The following is a 15,021-nucleotide window of genomic DNA, read 5'->3' on the forward strand; positions in this document are numbered from 1 at the left end:
CCGGAGGCGGCTTCCGTCCTACTGCCCGGGCGGCGGCAGGCGCAGGGCGAGCAGCGCGATGTCGTCGGTACGCGGCGACGGCGCCAGCGCGAGCACCTGCTCGCAGAAGTCCTGGAGCGGGCGGCGGGCCAGCGTCGCGGCGTGCCGGCGCAGCCGGGCCAGGCTGTTGTCCAGGTTGACGCCGGGCACCTCGACCAGCCCGTCGGTGTAGAGCAGCAGCGTGCTGCCCGGCGGCAGCGGCGCCAGGGCGTCGTGGCGGGTCACGTCGTCGAGATGCACGCCCAGCAGCAGCGACTGGCCCTCCTCCAGGTAGCGGGCCTGCCCCTGCGCGGTGACCAGCAACGGCGGCAGGTGGCCGGCGCTGGCCCAGCGCAGCATCCGCGTGTCCGGGTCGCCTTCCGGCTGGGGCGGCTCGATCCTGGCCAGGATGGCCGAGGCCGTGAGGGCGTCGCTGGCCACGGCCATGACCTTGTTGAGCCGGTCGAGGATCAGGCTGGGCGACTCCTTGTGGTCGCAGGCCAGGGCGCGCAGCATGTTGCGGAGCTGGGCCATCTGCCCGGCGGCCTCCAGGTCGTGGCCGGCGACGTCGCCGATGGCCAGCGCGGTGACGCCGTCGGGGAGCACGAACGCGTCGTACCAGTCGCCGCCCACCTGCGAGCCGGCCGGGGCCGCCAGGTAGCGGGCGGCGAGCTGGAGGTGATCGACCTGGGGCAGCGCGGTCAGCAGGTGGCGCTGCATGGTGTCGACGATGTCGCGCTGCTGGCCGAACAGGCAGGCGTTGTCGGCGGCCAGCGCCGCGGTGCGGGCGATGTCGGCCACCAGTTCCACGTCGGCCTCCGTGTACGACCGCGCCGGGTCGGTGCGCGCCACCGTCAGCGCGCCCAGCACGCGGCGCGGGGTTCGCAGCGGCGCCACGATCGCCGACGAGCCGCCCAGCACGTTGAACAGGGAGTCGTGGGCGGCGGCCAGCGGCCCGTCGGGCGGCGCGGCGATCTGCTCGGGCCCCAGCAGCAGGGCCTGCTCCCCGCGCAGCACCCGGACCAGCGCCGACCGCGAGGGGCCCTTCGGCAACGACGGCAGCTCGGCGAACCACGAGGGGTCAACCGGCGCGGCCCCGGCGCAGGCCATGGCCAGGCGGCGCAGCTCGCGCGGCCCGAGGAACATGTCCACCGCCGCCCAGTCGGCCAGGCGCGGCACCAGCAGCCGGCCGAGCCGCGTCATCGCCTCGCGCACGTCCAGCGTCTGGGTGAGGACGGTGCTGATCTCGGTCAGCAGGCGGAACTGCTCGGTCAGCTTCTGGGCGCGGACGAGCTCTTCGGCCTGCCGGCCGGCCGCGTCGAGGCGTTCGACGACGTCGATGAAGACCACGACGACGCCGGCCGGCTCGCCGTCGTGGTGGAGGGGCGAGGCCAGCCAGGCGACCGGGAGCAGCCGGCCGCCCGCGGTGGCGAAGGTGGCGAACTCGCTGCGTACGTGCCGGTCCTCCCGGCACACCGTCACCAGCTCGCAGCCGGAGCGGGGCGGGAGGCTGCCGTCGAGGCGGCGGTGCAGCGTCCGGTGCGCGTCGGCGCCGCGCAGCTCGTCGGCGGTGAAGCCGAGCAGGGCCGCCGCGCCCGGGTTGACCCACGTGATGCGGCCGGCGAGATCGGTGAGGTAGATGCCCATGCCCGTGCCGTCGAAGGCCGCCCGCAGCAGCCACTCCGCCGGCTGGGCGCCGGAACCGGAGCCGTCCGGCCGGTGTCCGATGTCGCCCCGATCAGCCATCATCACACTACGTTATCGGATGATTACTGACATGCCGACTTCGTGTACCCGGCAAGGTGCCGGGCCGGCGTCCTCCGGGCTAGGACCAGGGGAAGGCGCCGCCGGCCATGGTGCTGCTGAGACGGCGATCGGCGGCGCCGGGGGTCTCCGCGGGCACCAGCATGCGCAGGCGCAGCCGCGAGCCGAGGCCGGTGCACTCCAGCGCGACCGAGTCGCACAACTGCTGGATCACCCACAGGCCGAACCCCTGGGACGCGGTCGGGTCGACGCCCGCGGCGCCGAGGTGGTCGGGGGTCAGGCGGCCCGCGGTGTCCAGGATCTCCACGCAGACGCCGATCGGGTCCCGGGTCGCGGTGACCAGGCCGGCCGAACCGCCATGGTCGAGGACGTTGGTGACGGCCTCGTTCACCGCGAGCACCAGGTCCTCCAGCCGCTCGCCGGACAATCCGCTGTGGTGGCCGTGGATGCGCACCAGGTCGCGGATGAAGGCCAGATCAGCGCTGATGGGACAGCGCAGCTCGAACTCCACAAGCATGATCGTCTCGTCTGTCGGAGGTCGGAATGGGGTACGCCGGCCTCGTTCAGCTTTCCCGTCGAGTGATCGTCAAACGCGCCGGCCGCTCGCCGTCGAGCTCCCGGGGCGGATCACGGGATGATCGCCTGGGCGAGGGCGATGCCGCACCAGGCCGCTCCGAGGCCGGCCGCGACGCCGGCCACGGCGTTGAGCGCGGCGTAGGTGCGGGCGCCGTTCTGCAGCAGCCGCAGGGTCTCGTAACCGAAGGTGGAGTACGTGGTCAGCGCTCCGCACAGGCCCGTGCCCAGGAGCGCCTGGACTCCGCCGGCGGCGGGCAGCGCCAGCAGGAAGCCGAGCAGCGCCGACCCGGTCACGTTCACGGTGAAGGTGCCCCACGGGAACAGGCTGTCGTGCCGGGCCTGGACGGCGCGGTCGATCAGGTAGCGGGCCGGCGCCCCCACGGCGGCGCCCAGCACCACCAGCAGCAACGTCATCACGGACGCCTCCCACCGCGCGGAGCCCGCCCGGCCTGGCCGGGGACGGCCTGGTCGCGAGCGCCCTGGTCGCGAGTGGCCTGGTCGGGGGCGGTCTCGGCGGTGGCTGTGCCGGCGGCAGTGGCGAACCGGCTGAACAGTGCGCGGCCGAGCGTCTGGCCCAGGAAGACCGCCACCAGGGCCGCGACCAGCGTGACCGCCAGGTAGGCGAGCGCCGTGCGGGGCTGCCCCGCGGCCAGCGCTCCTTGGGCGTCGGCGATGGAGGTGGAGAACGTGGTGAACCCGCCCAGCACCCCCACCCCCAGGAACGGCCGGGTGAGCGGATGGGCCTGCCAGACCTCGGTGATGGCCACCATCAGCAGCCCGACCAGCAGGCAGCCGGTGACGTTGACGGCCAGCGTCGGCCAGGCGAACCCGCCCGGCGGCACCGGGAAGGCGGTCAGGACGGCGTAGCGGGCGAGCGCGCCCAGCACGCCGCCGGCCGCGATGACGGCCAGCGTGGCGACCGGGGCGCGGGCCAGCTCGCCGCGCTGGGCGGGCACGTGGAGGTCGACGTCGGGATCGACCGCGGCCCGCGGATCGACCTGCGCACCCCCGACGCCGCCGGGGCCTCCGGCGGCATGCGCGCCGGCGATCTCCAGCCCCTCGGCGGCGTGCACGCGGCCGGGGCCGGATCCGAGGCCGGGTCCGGGTCCGGGTCCTGGTTCGGGGGGACGAGCTTGGGTCATGAGGCATCTCCTACCAGCACATGAGCGTGGCACATCTCTGGCAGGGACCGTTGGCGGCGACACCGCGGTTACCCCCGGACGAACGGGAGGCGGCGGGCCCCACCGCCGCGGCTCCCGGCACGGGAAGCCGCCCCCATCCTACCGGCGACCACTTCAGCCCCTGCCGCCGAGGAGCCTCCACGCAGCCCGGAATCGCCCACCGCCGAGGAGCCTCCACGCGGCCCGGACCGCCGCCCGCCGAGCTGCTTCCTTCGGGCCGCGAACCCCCCGCCGCCGGGAGGCGTCCCCCACAGGCGACCGGCCGCTCAACCGCTGAGCGACAACCAGATGCGGTCGGGCAGGACGCGGGCCGCCTCGTCCAGGTCGATGTCCGGCGCGCCCGCCAGCCACCGTCTGCTCACCTCGGCCACCGGCCCGATCAGCAGCATCTCCACCTGCGCCGCCGGCAGCCGTGCCACCGCCCCCTCCGCCATGCGCGCGCCCATCCAGGCGTTCAGCCGGGCCAGCCGGGACGCCTTGGCCGCGGCGATGCGCTCGGCGTACGGGCCGAGGTCCAGCGCGTACGGCGCCGCGTGGATGAAGCGGGCCTTGTCCGGGTGCGAGGCGGTGAAGCCGAGGTAGGCCGTCACCGCGCGGCGCACGCCGTCACGGGCGTCGGCGGTCTCCTCGGTGACGGTGACCAGCGTGTCGAGCAGCTCGTCCATGCACCGGCCGTACAGCGCGGCGGCCAGCCCTTCGAGGCTGCCGAAGTGGTGGTAGACGCTGCCCATGCTGACGCCGCTGCGCGTGGTCACCGCCCGGAGGGTGAAGTCGGCCGGGTAGACCTCCAGGGCGGTGTCCAGGAGCCTGCGCACGGTCTCCTCGCTGCGCCGGTGCCGGGTCATCGCACCCCGGCCAGCGCCTCGGCCTCGTCCCAGACGCGCCTGGCCAGGCCGGCGTCCAGCGCCGGGCCCTGCAACGGGACCTCGCGGTCCTGGTCGAAGTACCGGCCGGTGCCGGGAGCCGCGGCCAGGGAGACGACGTGCCGCGCGCCTTCCTCGGGCGCGGCCCAGCTGCGCTTGGCGGCCTTGAGCAGCCAGCCGAGCGGGCCGCGGCGGTCGCCGAGCCCGGTGCGGATGACGCCGGGGTGCACGGCGTCGATCGTGATCCCGGCCGTCCGCCAGCGGTCGGCGAACAGGGGCACGGTCAGCAGGTTGCACCGCTTGGTGTCGGCGTACGTGCGCATCGGCGAGAAGGCGGCGCCCACGGCCGTGCGTCCGGGTTCGGCCCGGCCCTTGGCGTACAGGCCGGCGGTGACCTGCACGACGCGTCCGAGCCGGTCCTCCAGCAGGTGGTTGAGCAGGAACGGCGCCAGGTGGTTGACCGCGAACGACTCCTCCAGTCCGTCCTCGGTCAGGACGCGGCGGGCGGGCCACAGGCCGGCGTTGTGGACCAGCACGTCGATGCGCGGGCAGCGGTCCAGCAGGTCGCCGGCCAGCCGCCGGACCGACTCCGCCGTGCTGAGGTCGCCCGCCACGGCCTGGACGTCGCCCCCGATCCGCGCGGCGGCCTGCCGGCCCCGCTCCGCGTCCCGCGCGACCAGCAGCACCTTGTGCCCGTCGCCGGCCAGCCGTTCGCACACCGCGTACCCGATGCCCCGGTTGCCGCCGGTCACCACCATGATCGACATATCAGAGCATTTTTCTAGAGAAATGATCTAATTTCAAGAAGACAGCCGGTCCGGCTTGACCTGGAGTTCGCTCCAGCCCTCAGACTCCCGTTCCGGGGCCTCGTACAGAACGTGACGAACTGGGGAGAACAGCATGAAGTACCGGACGATCGGCACGAACCCGGACACCCGCCGCGAGGTGAGCGTGCTCGCCCTCGGGGCGATGTTGTTCGGCTCGGTGACCGACGAGAAGACGTCGTTCGCCATCCTCGACCGCTACGCCGAGGCCGGCGGGACGTTCATCGACACGTCCGACAACTACGCCTTCTGGGTGGACGGCGGCCAGGGCGGGCAGAGCGAGGAGCTGCTCGGCCGCTGGCGGCGCAGCAGCGGCGCCGGGGACGAGATCGTGATCGCCACCAAGCTGGGCGCGCGGCCGCTCGCGCCGGGCACCAGCTACGTCGACAACGCCGAGGGCCTGTCCGCCAAGATCATCACGGAGTCGGCCGAGCGCAGCCGCGAACGCCTCGGCGTGGACCGCATCGACCTGCTCTACGCCCACATCGAGGACCGCTCGGTGGAGGTGGCCGAGACCGTCGAGGGCTTCGGCGCCCTGGTGGCCGAGGGCACGGTCGGCCTGCTCGGGGCGAGCAACCACGCGATCTGGCGGGTGGAGCGGGCCCGCGCGCTGGCCGCCGCGTCGGGGGTGGCCGGGTACGAGGTGCTGCAGTACCAGCACAGCCTGCTGCGCCCGCGCTTCGACATGCCGGAGTCGATCTTCCAGGACGGCAGCCTCGGCCACGCCGGCGCCGAGTTGCTGAGCTACCTGCGCGCCGAGCCCGCCCTCACGCTGGTCGCCTACTCGCCGCTGCTCGGCGGGGCCTACACCCGGCAGGACAAGCCGGTGCCGCCGGACTACGACCACCCCGGCACCCCGGCCCGCATGGCGGTGCTGCGCGAGGTCGCGAAGGAGTGCGGGGCGAGCATGAACCAGGTGGTGCTGGCCTGGCAGATCGGCTCGGCGTTCCCGGTGATCCCGCTGGTCGGGGCGTCGTCGGTGGCCCAGCTCGAGGAGAACCTGGCCGCCGTGGACCTGGAGCTGACCGACGACCAGCGCGCCCGCCTGGACGCCGCCCACTGAACCGCCGCCGCCCCGGCGCCGCCCGCTGAACCGGGCCCGCCCGACGCCGCGCCTGAGCCCGGTTCGCGCGGGTAAGGATGGGGCTCATGTTCATCAAAGCGTGTCTGAACGGAAGCCGGGCGGCCGACGAGCATCCCCGGCTGCCCCTGACGCCCGCCGAGCTGGCCGCCGACGCCGTGGCCGTGCGGCGGGCGGGGGCGGGGGCGGTGCACCTCCATCCGCGGGACGCGGCGGGACGCGAGTCGCTGGCCGCCGCCGACGTCGGGGCGGCGACGTCGGCCGTCAGGGCGGCGGCGCCGGGGCTGCCCGTGGGCGTGTCCACCGGGCTGTGGATCACGGGCGGCGACGCCGCGGCCCGCCTGGACGCGGTGACCGCCTGGGCGGAGCTGCCCGCCGGCGCCCGTCCGGACTTCGCGTCGGTGAACCTGTCGGAGCCGGGGTTCGGCGAGCTGGCGCGGACGTTGCTGGCGGCGGGGATCGGGGTCGAGGCGGGGGTGTGGACGCCGGCCGACGCCGCGACGCTGACCGCCTCGGGGCTGGCCGGGCGGATGACGCGCATCCTCGTCGAGGTGATCGACGCGCCGGCCGAGGAGGCGATCCCCCGGGCCGCGGCCATTCTCGACCGCCTGGACGGGTCGCCGGCCCCCCGCCTGCTGCACGGTGAGGGGCCGGCGACGTGGCCGCTGGTGGCCGAGGCCGTACGGCGGGGCCTGGCGACCCGGATCGGCCTGGAGGACACGCTGCTCGACCCGGACGGCGGCCCGGCCGAGGACAACGCCGCCCTCGTCGGCCACGTCCTGGCCATCGCCCGCCCCGGCGGGTAGCGGGCGACGCGCGCGCCGGGCGGTAGGGACAACCCCCGCACGAGGGCGGGTGGTGCCGTGACTGTGCCGAAGCCGCTGATTCGCCACAGTCGGGACAGAGCTTGATCGACGCGACAAGGAGTCCCGATGCCTTCCTCCACCGCCCGGCGCGCACTCGCCCTGCTCGTGATCGTCCCGCTGGCGCTCGCACCGGTGGCTCCGGCGTTCGCCGCCGAGCGTGCGCCGTCGTTGCAGTCGCGGCTGGACGCCCTCACCGCCTCCCCCGACGTGCCCGGCGCCGTGGCCTACGTCCGCCACCCGGACGGCCGGACCACGACTGTCGTCTCCGGCACCGCGCGGCGCGGCACCAAGCAGCCCATGCCCGGCGCGGACGGCCGGTTCAGGATCGCCAGCGTGAGCAAGTCGATCATCGCGGCCACCGTGCTCAAGCTGGCCGGCCAGGGCAAGGTGAACCTGGACGAGCCGGTCGAGACGTACCTGCCGGGGGTCGTCCGCGGCAAGGGCATCGACGGACGGGACATCACCGTGAAGATGCTCCTGCAGCAGACCAGCGGCCTGCCGGACTTCACCCCCGCCGCCGACTGGTCGAAGATCGGCAAGCAGGACCTGCTCAAGCTGGCCCTCTCCCTCGAACCGACGCCCCGCGGCCGGTTCGCCTACTCCAACACCAACTACCTGGTCCTCGGCCTGGTCGCGCAGGCGGTGACCGGCCGCGACTTCCGCGCGGTCAGCCGCGACCTGGTGCTGAGGCCGCTGGGCATGCGGGACACGTACTGGCCGGCCGAGGGCGAGACCGGCATCCGCGGGCCGCACGCGCACACCTACGGCGTGCACCCGCTGCGTCCCAAGGACGGCGTCGTCGACCTGACCCGGCTGCCCGGCCACGCGTTCGGCGCCAGCGGCGGGCTGGTCTCGACGCCGCGCGACCTGAACACGTTCTGGCGGGCGCAGTCCGTCACATCCGGTTCGTACGTCGACATCGACCGGCCCGGCTGGCCCAAGGGCGCCCGGTACGGCTACGGCGTCATGGAGATCCCGCTGAGCTGCGGCGGGAAGTTGTGGGGGCACGGCGGCGACGTCCCGGGCGTGTCCACCTTCAGCGGCCGCGACCGCGCGGGCCGCGCGGTCACCGTCTACACCACGGGCTCGGCCAACGGCGGCAAGGCCCGCGACCTCCTGATCGCCGCCTTCGACACCGCCCTGTGCACCCGCTGACCGGGGTCCCGCCGGCCCCCGCGCGCCCGCTGAACGGCGGGGTCAGCGGTTCATGTCGCGGCGCAGGGCCGGGAGCCGGGGCTCCTCGTCGGTCCAGGCGGCCGTCCTGATCGCCTCGTACGAGCGGTCCTGGCCGATCGTCGACTCCAGGGCCAGCGGCAGGCCGGTGGCGGTGTCCACGACGAACCGGTACCGCTCGCCCGGCCCGGCCGGCCGGCTGACCGCGTGGCCCTTGCGGCCGAGCGGGTCGGTGGCCTCGCTCTCCGCGCTCGCCCCCGGGAGCGCGGCCAGCATGCGGTACGTCGCCGCCCGCACCTCCGGCGAGGTCGGGAAGTTCATGACGAGCCGCACGCCGGTCTCGAACAGCTGGGCGTTCATGTCCACCCGCTCCTTGCCGTACCCCTTCGACACGAGGCGTTCGAGGGTGTCGCGCAGCGCCTCCGGGGTGGTCGGCAGGGCGTTCAGGGTGGCGGGCGTCATGGGCGTGCCGAGCAGGGTGAGGGTCTTGCCGCTGTCGTCGCGTACGGCGTCGCGCTCCCCCGGGCCGGCCTGCAGTTTCACCGGGGGCGTGCCCCGGCTCAGGGTCCAGGTCCGGGGGGAGCCCGCGGCGCGCCAGGCCGTCTCGTCCTCGGGCGTCGCCGGCTCGGCGCCGAGGTCCTGGCGGATCACCCAGGTGGGGCGGCCGGCCGCCTTGGGGAGCCAGAGCTCGATCGAGCGGCTGGTCTTGAGGGTGTAGTGGCCGCCGGGCGCGCGTTCGTACCGGCCGGCGACGCCGTCGCGCCTCCAGTACGCGCCGTCGCCCGCGTCGGGGGTGACCGAGCCGGCGGCGGCCAGCAGGATCTCACCGGCCGAGAGCCGGGCGGGCGCCGCGGACGCCGCGGGTGTCGCGGGTGTCGAAGGCGTCGAGGGTGCGGTGAGGAAGGTGGCGGCCACGGTGACGGCGGCCGCCCCGGCCAGGCTCGCCCCCACGAGCGGCCAGCGCCGCCGGCCCCTCCCGCCGTCCGGCAGCGCCCGCAGCGGGGGCCGCCGCTCCTCCCGGCGGACGCCGGCGTCCATGGAGGAGGCGTAGGCGTCGGCGAGGCGGGCCCGGCCGTCGGCCAGCACCTCGGGGGTGGGGGGCGGGGCCGCGTAGAGGTCGCGGATCAGGGTCAGGTCCTGGTTCAGGTCAGCCACGGGAGTCTCCAAGCAGGGGATTGACGCCGCCCAGGGCGGCGCGAAGCTTCCTTCTGATGCGGTTCAGCCGGGAACCGACCGTTCCCGAGGGGATGTCGAGGGCCTGGCCGATCTCCTGGTAGCTCAGATCGGCCAGCGCCAGCAGCAGCAGGACGTCGCGGTCGGCGTCCGGCATCGCCTGGAGGGCCGCCACCAGGTCGTCCTTGACGCCCGCCGCCGCCAGCCGTCCGGCGACCAGGTCCTCGTGCCCGTCCTCGGCCTGTTCGCCGGTGAGCGTTCCTTCCGGGGCCCGTTGCATCGCCTGCAACCGGCGCAGCTCGCTCCGGCGGTGCTGGGCGACGACGTTGGTGGCGATGCCGTACAGCCAGCCGCGGACCACCCCACGGCCGGAGTCGAAGCCGGCCCGGCCGTGGAAGGCGGCCAGGAAGATCTCCGCGGTGAGGTCGTCGGCGGCCTGGGTGCCGAGGCGGCCGGCGACGTACCGGTGGATCTCGGGAAAGTAGCGGTCGTAGAGCACCCCGAACCTCTCGGGGAGGCGCAGGGACTCGGCGATCGCCTGCTCGTCCTCGACCGTCATGGTTTGTGTCACACCCCTACTTGGCGGGAGCGCCCGTCCTTCTTCACGCCCTCTCAGCCCGTGAAGAGGGGGCGGGCATTCCGCCAAGAAGACATGTGATCCTCAGAACGACAGCGGTCTCGCTGACCATCGCCCTCCTCGGAGCCGTCCCCTCCGGCCTGCCGGCCCCGCCGGGCGGCCCCGCCCGTACCGTGACGCTGATCACGGGAGACCGGGTGAGCCTCGTCGCCGACGGCGTGCGCGTCGCGCCGGGCAAGGGCCGTACGGGCGTCGTCTTCAGCACGGAGAAGATCGGCGACCGGCTCCGCGTCATCCCGGGCGACGCCGTCCCCCTGCTGGCCGCCGGCCGGCTCGACCCCCGCCTGTTCGACGTGACGACCCTGCTGGAGTACGCCCCCGGCGCCCTGCCCCTCATCGTCGCGGGCCCGGACGCCGCCCGCCGGCCGGGCCTGGCCGCCCATGGCATGGCGGTGACCCGCGACCTGCCGGCCGTGAACGGCGCCGCCGTACGCTTCGACGCCGCCGCCGGCTCCTGGCCGGACCTCAGGGCCTCGCTCACCTCAGGCACGGGGAAGATCTGGCTCGACGGCCGGGCGACCCTGTCGCTGGACGGCAGCGTCAAGCAGATCGGCGCCCCCGCCGCCTGGGAGAAGGGCTACACGGGCGCCGGGGTGAAGGTCGCCGTCCTGGACTCCGGCATCGACGACACCCACCCCGACCTGGCCGGCAAGGTGGCGGCCCGCCGGAACTTCACCGGCACGGACACCGCGGCCGACCTCACCGGGCACGGCACCCATGTGGCCTCGACCATCGCCGGGACCGGCGAGCGTTACCGCGGTGTCGCGCCGGGCGCCACCCTCCTGGACGCCAAGGTGTGCGCCGACCGCTGGTGCGCGGAGTCGGCGATCCTGGCCGGCATGCAGTGGGCCGCCGAGCAGGGGGCCAAGGTGGCCAACCTCAGCCTCGGCTCGCCGGACGTCCCCGGCCTGGACCCGCTGGAGGAGGCCGTCCGGACGCTGACCGAGCGGTACGGCGTGCTGTTCGTCGTGGCCGCCGGGAACTACGGCAAGCCGGGCACCGTCTCCTCGCCCTCCACCGCGGACGCCGCCCTGTCGGTCGGCGCGGTGGACCGTGCCGACCGTCTGGCCGTCTTCTCCAGCGCCGGTCCCCGCGCGGGCGACTCGGCGTTGAAGCCCGACCTCACCGCGCCGGGCGTCGCCATCCGCGCCGCGCGTGGCAAGGACTCCCCCGGCGACGGCCCGTACGTCGAGATGTCGGGCACCTCCATGGCGGCCCCGCACGCGGCGGGATCGGCCGCGATCCTGGCCGGGCTGCGCCCGGACTGGACGCCCGAGCAGCTCAAGGCCGCCCTCATGGCCTCCGCCCGGCCGCAGCCCGGCACCGGGATCTACGCCCAGGGCGCGGGGCGCCTCGACGTGGGCCGCGCGATCGGCCAGACGGTGACCGCCTCCCCCGCGTCGGTCAGCTTCGGCGTGCTCGCCTGGCCGCACGACGACGACCAGCCGGTCACCAGGAAGCTCGCCTACCGCAACGACGGCCCTGAGCCGGTGACGCTGCGCCTGTCGGCGCGGACCGGCGCGGACGTGTTCGAGGTGTCGCCCGGCACGCTGACCGTCCCCGCCGGCGGCCGGGCGGAGGCGACCGTCACCGCCGACACCCGCGGCGACGCGGCCGACGGGCCGCTCGGCGGCTACCTGGAGGCCACCGCCGAGGACGGCACGACCGTGAGCACGCCGCTCGCCGTGGTCAAGGAGGTCGAGAGCTACGACCTGACCCTCGACCGGCCGGGCGCCGCCGACGCGCTGACCACCCTCTACCGGACCGACGTCGCCCGCAAGGACTGGAACCCGGTCACCGTCCAGGCGGGCGGCAGGGTCACGCTGCGGCTGGCCAAGGGCACCTACGTCGTCGACAGCCGGACCACCGACGGCGAAGGTCTGACCATGCTCGTCCATCCCGGCCTGCGCCTGGACCGGGATCAGTCGCTGCGGCTGGACCCGGCTCGGGCGCGGCCGGTGTCCATCGCGCCGCCCGACCCGGCGGCCAGGCACCTGATGACCGAGGTGACCTACGGCGGCCGCACGCTCGACGGCTTCCCCTACTACCTGGGCGCGGAGGCCACCATGTTCGACGCCGCGCCCGGCATCCGCACCGCGCAGGTCGGGTCCGGCCGGTACGACCTGCTGACCAGGGTCGCCGGCCAGTGGGCGGTGCCGGGCCCGGACGGCGACCTGGCGGGCAGCGCTCAGGCGTACCGGCTGGCGTGGTTCGTCCAGGGCCAGGTGCCGACCGGCTTCAGCCGCCGGGTCGGGCGCGCGGACCTGGCCACGATCCGCAGGGACTACGGCGCGCCGGCGGCCGGCACGGACGCCGGCGCCGCGAGCGCCGCCTGGCCCGCGGAGGGACGGTTCTTCGGCATCATGTTCGTGACCGACTTCCGGCCCCCCTTCACGCACACCGAGTACGTCAACACCGGCGGCGGCCTCCGCTGGCAGAACGTCTACACGGAAATGGGCCCGACGTGGGGAGCCGACCTGATCTCGACCCCCCGCAGGTACGAGGCGGGACACGCCTACGACGAGACCTGGAACCGCGGCGTCTTCGGTCCCGCGCCGGTCACCGAGGACGGCACTCCTCCCGTCTCCCGCATGGGTGACGTGATCTCCGCATTCCCCGCGCTGTACGCCGACGGGGCCGGTCATCCGGGGATGTCGAGCGTGTCCGGCGCGCGGACCGCCCTCTACCGCGACGGCGAGCTGGTGGCGGAGGAGCCCGGTCTGGGGGCGCGGTTCGATGTGCCGGCCGGGGAGGCGGCCTACCGGCTGGAGATGGCGGCCGAGCGCGGCCCGGAGCTGCTCTCCACCCGTACGGCGGTCGCCTGGACGTTCCGCTCGGCCGGTGGCCGGGACGGCGCGCTGCCGCTGCCGGTCGTCGCCTTCTCGCCCGCGCTGGACCCGGCGAGCGGCGCGCCCGCCGGCCGGGCGTTCGCGGTGCCGGTGTCCGTGCGCGGGCAGGCGGGGGCGGTGCGGGAACTGGCCGTGGAGGTCTCCTACGACGACGGCCGCACCTGGCGCGCGGCGAAGGTCGCGGGCGGCGCCGTACGGCTGCGCCACCCGGCCGGGGCGGGCTTCGTCTCCCTGCGCGCCCGCGCCGCCGACACCGGGGGCAACACCGTGGAGCAGACGGTGATCCGCGCCTACCGGATCGGGTGACCCGCCGGTTCGGCGGAGGGCTCGGGGCGCACAGAGCACTCGGGCGACTTTGAGGAAATTTCCGATTTTGCCGTCATTTCCATCCATAAACCGCGATGATCAAGCTCGGCCGGATGCCCACGGGGGGCGCACCGGCCGTTGATTGGAGCCCTATTTTGCGGAGAAGACTCCCACTGTTCGCCACCGCCTTCGTGGCGCTGGCGACCTTGATCCCGGTTCCGGCGGCCAACGCGGCGACGACCGCGAAACCCGCCACGACCACGACGAACGCCATCACCTGGGCGCCCTGCGAGGAGGAGCCCAGCGCCGAGTGCGGCAAGCTCACCGTGCCCATCGACTGGGCCCAGCCGAGCGGGCCCTCGATCGACCTCGCGGTCGCCCGGCGCAAGGCCACCGACCCGGCCGCCAGGGTCGGCTCGCTGGTGATCAACCCCGGCGGCCCTGGCGGGTCCGGCGTGGAGGCCGTCTACGGCGCTCCCGGGTCCTACACCGAGGAGCTGCAGCAGCGGTTCGACATCGTCGGCTTCGACCCGCGCGGCGTGGGCCGCAGCCACCCGGTCATCTGCTCGGCGTCGGTCTACAACCAGATGCCGCCGACCGTCATGCGCAGCCAGGCCGACTTCGACGCCTGGAACGCCTTCACCAAGAAGCTGCACCCGGACTGCCGGGCCCGTACCGGCCCGCTCTACGACCACGTGGACTCCGTCTCCGTGGCCCGTGACATGGACGCCCTCCGCGCCGCCCTCGGCGAGGAGAAGCTCACCTACTACGGCATCTCGTACGGCACCCTGATCGGCCAGATGTACGCCGAGCTGTTCCCCGGCCGCATCCGGGCGCTCGCCCTCGACAGCAACATGGACCACAGCCTCGGCGTGAAGGGCTTCTTCGCCACCGAGGCCCTGGCCGTCGAGGACGGCTTCGACCAGTTCGTCGGCTGGTGCCAGCAGGACACCAGCTGCGTGCTGAACGGCCGCGACATCCGCGCGATCTGGAAGAGCCTGCTGGACAAGGCCCGCCGCGGCGAGCTGGTCTACCCCAGCACCGGTCAGCGGATGACCGAGCTGCAGGTCATCTACAACGCCGCGCTGGGCAACGAGGGGCCCGACTGGCGCACGCTGAGCGAAGTGATCAACTGGCTGAACGGCGGCCCGGCCCCCGAGTGGGTGCCCCCGCTGCCCGGCCGGGGCCCGGTGGAGGGCGACGTCGCCGAACTGCCGACCCGGATCCTCTGCCAGGACTACAACCTCAAGGTGAACAGCTACGCCGAGTACGCCGCACTCATGCGCACCGCCGGCCTGCTGGCGCCGGACACGAAGTACCACCCGTACCCGACCGACGACCTGCCCATCTGCATGAACTCGGGCGCCCCCGTCAACCCGCCGCACTCGCTGCGGTACACCGGCCAGGCCCCGCTGCTGCTCGGCAACTCGATCCACGACCCGGCCACGCCGTGGATCTGGGCGGCCAACGTCAACCGCCAGCTCGGCTCGAAGGCCGTGCTGCTCACGTACGAGGGCTGGGGTCACCGCATCTACGGCAAGGACAAGTGCCAGACCGACATCATCGACCAGTACCTCATCGACCTGAAGGTTCCGCCGCAGGGCACCCGCTGCGCCGTGGGCACGCCTGAGGAGACGTTCAGGAAGCAGACGAAGCGGGCGTGGCCGTCCGACTCGCTGCCCTGGGCCGGATAGTCCGCACGACACGGGT

At 74.3% G+C, this 15,021-nt stretch carries 13 protein-coding genes; 5 read left to right on the plus strand and 8 right to left on the minus strand.

The features are described 5' to 3' along the window. Positions 1-18: 18 nt before the first annotated feature. The 6 genes from AB0J71_RS14235 to AB0J71_RS14260 all read right to left on the minus strand — a co-directional run bounded on the left by AB0J71_RS14235 (position 19) and on the right by AB0J71_RS14260 (position 5,169). Complete coding sequence (locus tag AB0J71_RS14235; RefSeq protein WP_352325712.1) at positions 19-1,767, minus strand: SpoIIE family protein phosphatase; 1,749 nt, start codon at positions 1,765-1,767, stop codon at positions 19-21. 76 nt (positions 1,768-1,843) lie between these two features. Next, positions 1,844-2,299 (minus strand): ATP-binding protein, encoded by a 456-nt coding sequence (locus AB0J71_RS14240; RefSeq protein ID WP_352325714.1) that lies wholly within the window; start codon positions 2,297-2,299, stop codon positions 1,844-1,846. 110 nt (positions 2,300-2,409) lie between these two features. After that, complete coding sequence (gene crcB / locus AB0J71_RS14245) at positions 2,410-2,772, minus strand: fluoride efflux transporter CrcB (protein WP_364414479.1); 363 nt, start codon at positions 2,770-2,772, stop codon at positions 2,410-2,412. Beyond that, positions 2,772-3,500, minus strand: a complete 729-nt coding sequence (locus tag AB0J71_RS14250; RefSeq protein WP_364414387.1) for a CrcB family protein — start codon at positions 3,498-3,500, stop codon at positions 2,772-2,774. The genes crcB and AB0J71_RS14250 overlap by 1 nt, the downstream gene beginning before the upstream one ends. Positions 3,501-3,805: 305 nt before the next feature. After that, a complete protein-coding gene (locus AB0J71_RS14255) occupies positions 3,806-4,384 on the minus strand; it encodes a TetR/AcrR family transcriptional regulator (protein ID WP_352325717.1) in 579 nt (192 codons plus the stop codon). Continuing rightward, the gene (locus tag AB0J71_RS14260; protein WP_364414389.1) at positions 4,381-5,169 is read right to left on the minus strand and encodes an SDR family NAD(P)-dependent oxidoreductase; all 789 of its coding nucleotides are present in this window, start codon (positions 5,167-5,169) and stop codon (positions 4,381-4,383) included. The genes AB0J71_RS14255 and AB0J71_RS14260 overlap by 4 nt, the downstream gene beginning before the upstream one ends. Before the next feature lie 133 nt (positions 5,170-5,302). Between AB0J71_RS14260 and AB0J71_RS14265 the strand changes: the two genes are divergently transcribed. From AB0J71_RS14265 to AB0J71_RS14275, 3 genes are all read left to right on the plus strand, one after another. Beyond that, a complete protein-coding gene (locus AB0J71_RS14265; RefSeq protein ID WP_352325720.1) occupies positions 5,303-6,289 on the plus strand; it encodes an aldo/keto reductase in 987 nt (328 codons plus the stop codon). An 86-nt stretch (positions 6,290-6,375) separates the two neighbouring features. Then, a complete protein-coding gene (locus AB0J71_RS14270) occupies positions 6,376-7,113 on the plus strand; it encodes a 3-keto-5-aminohexanoate cleavage protein (RefSeq protein WP_364392381.1) in 738 nt (245 codons plus the stop codon). Positions 7,114-7,239: 126 nt separating this feature from the next. Next, positions 7,240-8,328 carry a serine hydrolase domain-containing protein gene (locus tag AB0J71_RS14275; protein ID WP_352329918.1) on the plus strand — a complete coding sequence of 363 codons (1,089 nt, stop codon included), beginning with the start codon at positions 7,240-7,242 and terminating at the stop codon, positions 8,326-8,328. A gap of 42 nt (positions 8,329-8,370) precedes the next feature. On the opposite strand, the gene AB0J71_RS14280 is transcribed toward AB0J71_RS14275, so the two are convergent. Both AB0J71_RS14280 and AB0J71_RS14285 read right to left on the minus strand, forming a co-directional pair. Next, complete coding sequence (locus tag AB0J71_RS14280; RefSeq protein WP_364414391.1) at positions 8,371-9,501, minus strand: CU044_5270 family protein; 1,131 nt, start codon at positions 9,499-9,501, stop codon at positions 8,371-8,373. Further along, positions 9,494-10,090 carry an RNA polymerase sigma factor gene (locus tag AB0J71_RS14285; RefSeq protein WP_352329914.1) on the minus strand — a complete coding sequence of 199 codons (597 nt, stop codon included), beginning with the start codon at positions 10,088-10,090 and terminating at the stop codon, positions 9,494-9,496. The genes AB0J71_RS14280 and AB0J71_RS14285 overlap by 8 nt, the downstream gene beginning before the upstream one ends. Positions 10,091-10,173: 83 nt before the next feature. On the opposite strand from AB0J71_RS14285, the gene AB0J71_RS14290 reads away from it, so the two are divergent. Next, positions 10,174-13,311, plus strand: a complete 3,138-nt coding sequence (locus tag AB0J71_RS14290; protein WP_364414393.1) for a S8 family serine peptidase — start codon at positions 10,174-10,176, stop codon at positions 13,309-13,311. 155 nt (positions 13,312-13,466) lie between these two features. Further along, a complete protein-coding gene (locus AB0J71_RS14295) occupies positions 13,467-15,005 on the plus strand; it encodes an alpha/beta fold hydrolase (protein ID WP_364392373.1) in 1,539 nt (512 codons plus the stop codon). Positions 15,006-15,021: the final 16 nt, after the last annotated feature.

It is taken from the genome of Nonomuraea sp. NPDC049637 (assembly GCF_040675235.1).
In the GTDB taxonomy this organism is placed as follows: Bacteria; Actinomycetota; Actinomycetes; order Streptosporangiales; family Streptosporangiaceae; genus Nonomuraea.

What these genes read in the sequence shown, in the direction of transcription:
- AB0J71_RS14260 (WP_364414389.1), bottom strand. Translation starts at nt 5,169, where the DNA reads ATGTCGATCATGGTGGTGACCGGCGGCAACCGGGGCATCGGGTACGCG.
- AB0J71_RS14265 (WP_352325720.1), top strand. Translation starts at nt 5,303, where the DNA reads ATGAAGTACCGGACGATCGGCACGAACCCGGACACCCGCCGCGAGGTG.
- AB0J71_RS14275 (WP_352329918.1), top strand. Translation starts at nt 7,240, where the DNA reads ATGCCTTCCTCCACCGCCCGGCGCGCACTCGCCCTGCTCGTGATCGTC.
- AB0J71_RS14235 (WP_352325712.1), bottom strand. Translation starts at nt 1,767, where the DNA reads ATGATGGCTGATCGGGGCGACATCGGACACCGGCCGGACGGCTCCGGT.
- AB0J71_RS14240 (WP_352325714.1), bottom strand. Translation starts at nt 2,299, where the DNA reads ATGCTTGTGGAGTTCGAGCTGCGCTGTCCCATCAGCGCTGATCTGGCC.
- crcB (WP_364414479.1), bottom strand. Translation starts at nt 2,772, where the DNA reads ATGACGTTGCTGCTGGTGGTGCTGGGCGCCGCCGTGGGGGCGCCGGCC.
- AB0J71_RS14250 (WP_364414387.1), bottom strand. Translation starts at nt 3,500, where the DNA reads ATGACCCAAGCTCGTCCCCCCGAACCAGGACCCGGACCCGGACCCGGC.
- AB0J71_RS14255 (WP_352325717.1), bottom strand. Translation starts at nt 4,384, where the DNA reads ATGACCCGGCACCGGCGCAGCGAGGAGACCGTGCGCAGGCTCCTGGAC.
- AB0J71_RS14270 (WP_364392381.1), top strand. Translation starts at nt 6,376, where the DNA reads ATGTTCATCAAAGCGTGTCTGAACGGAAGCCGGGCGGCCGACGAGCAT.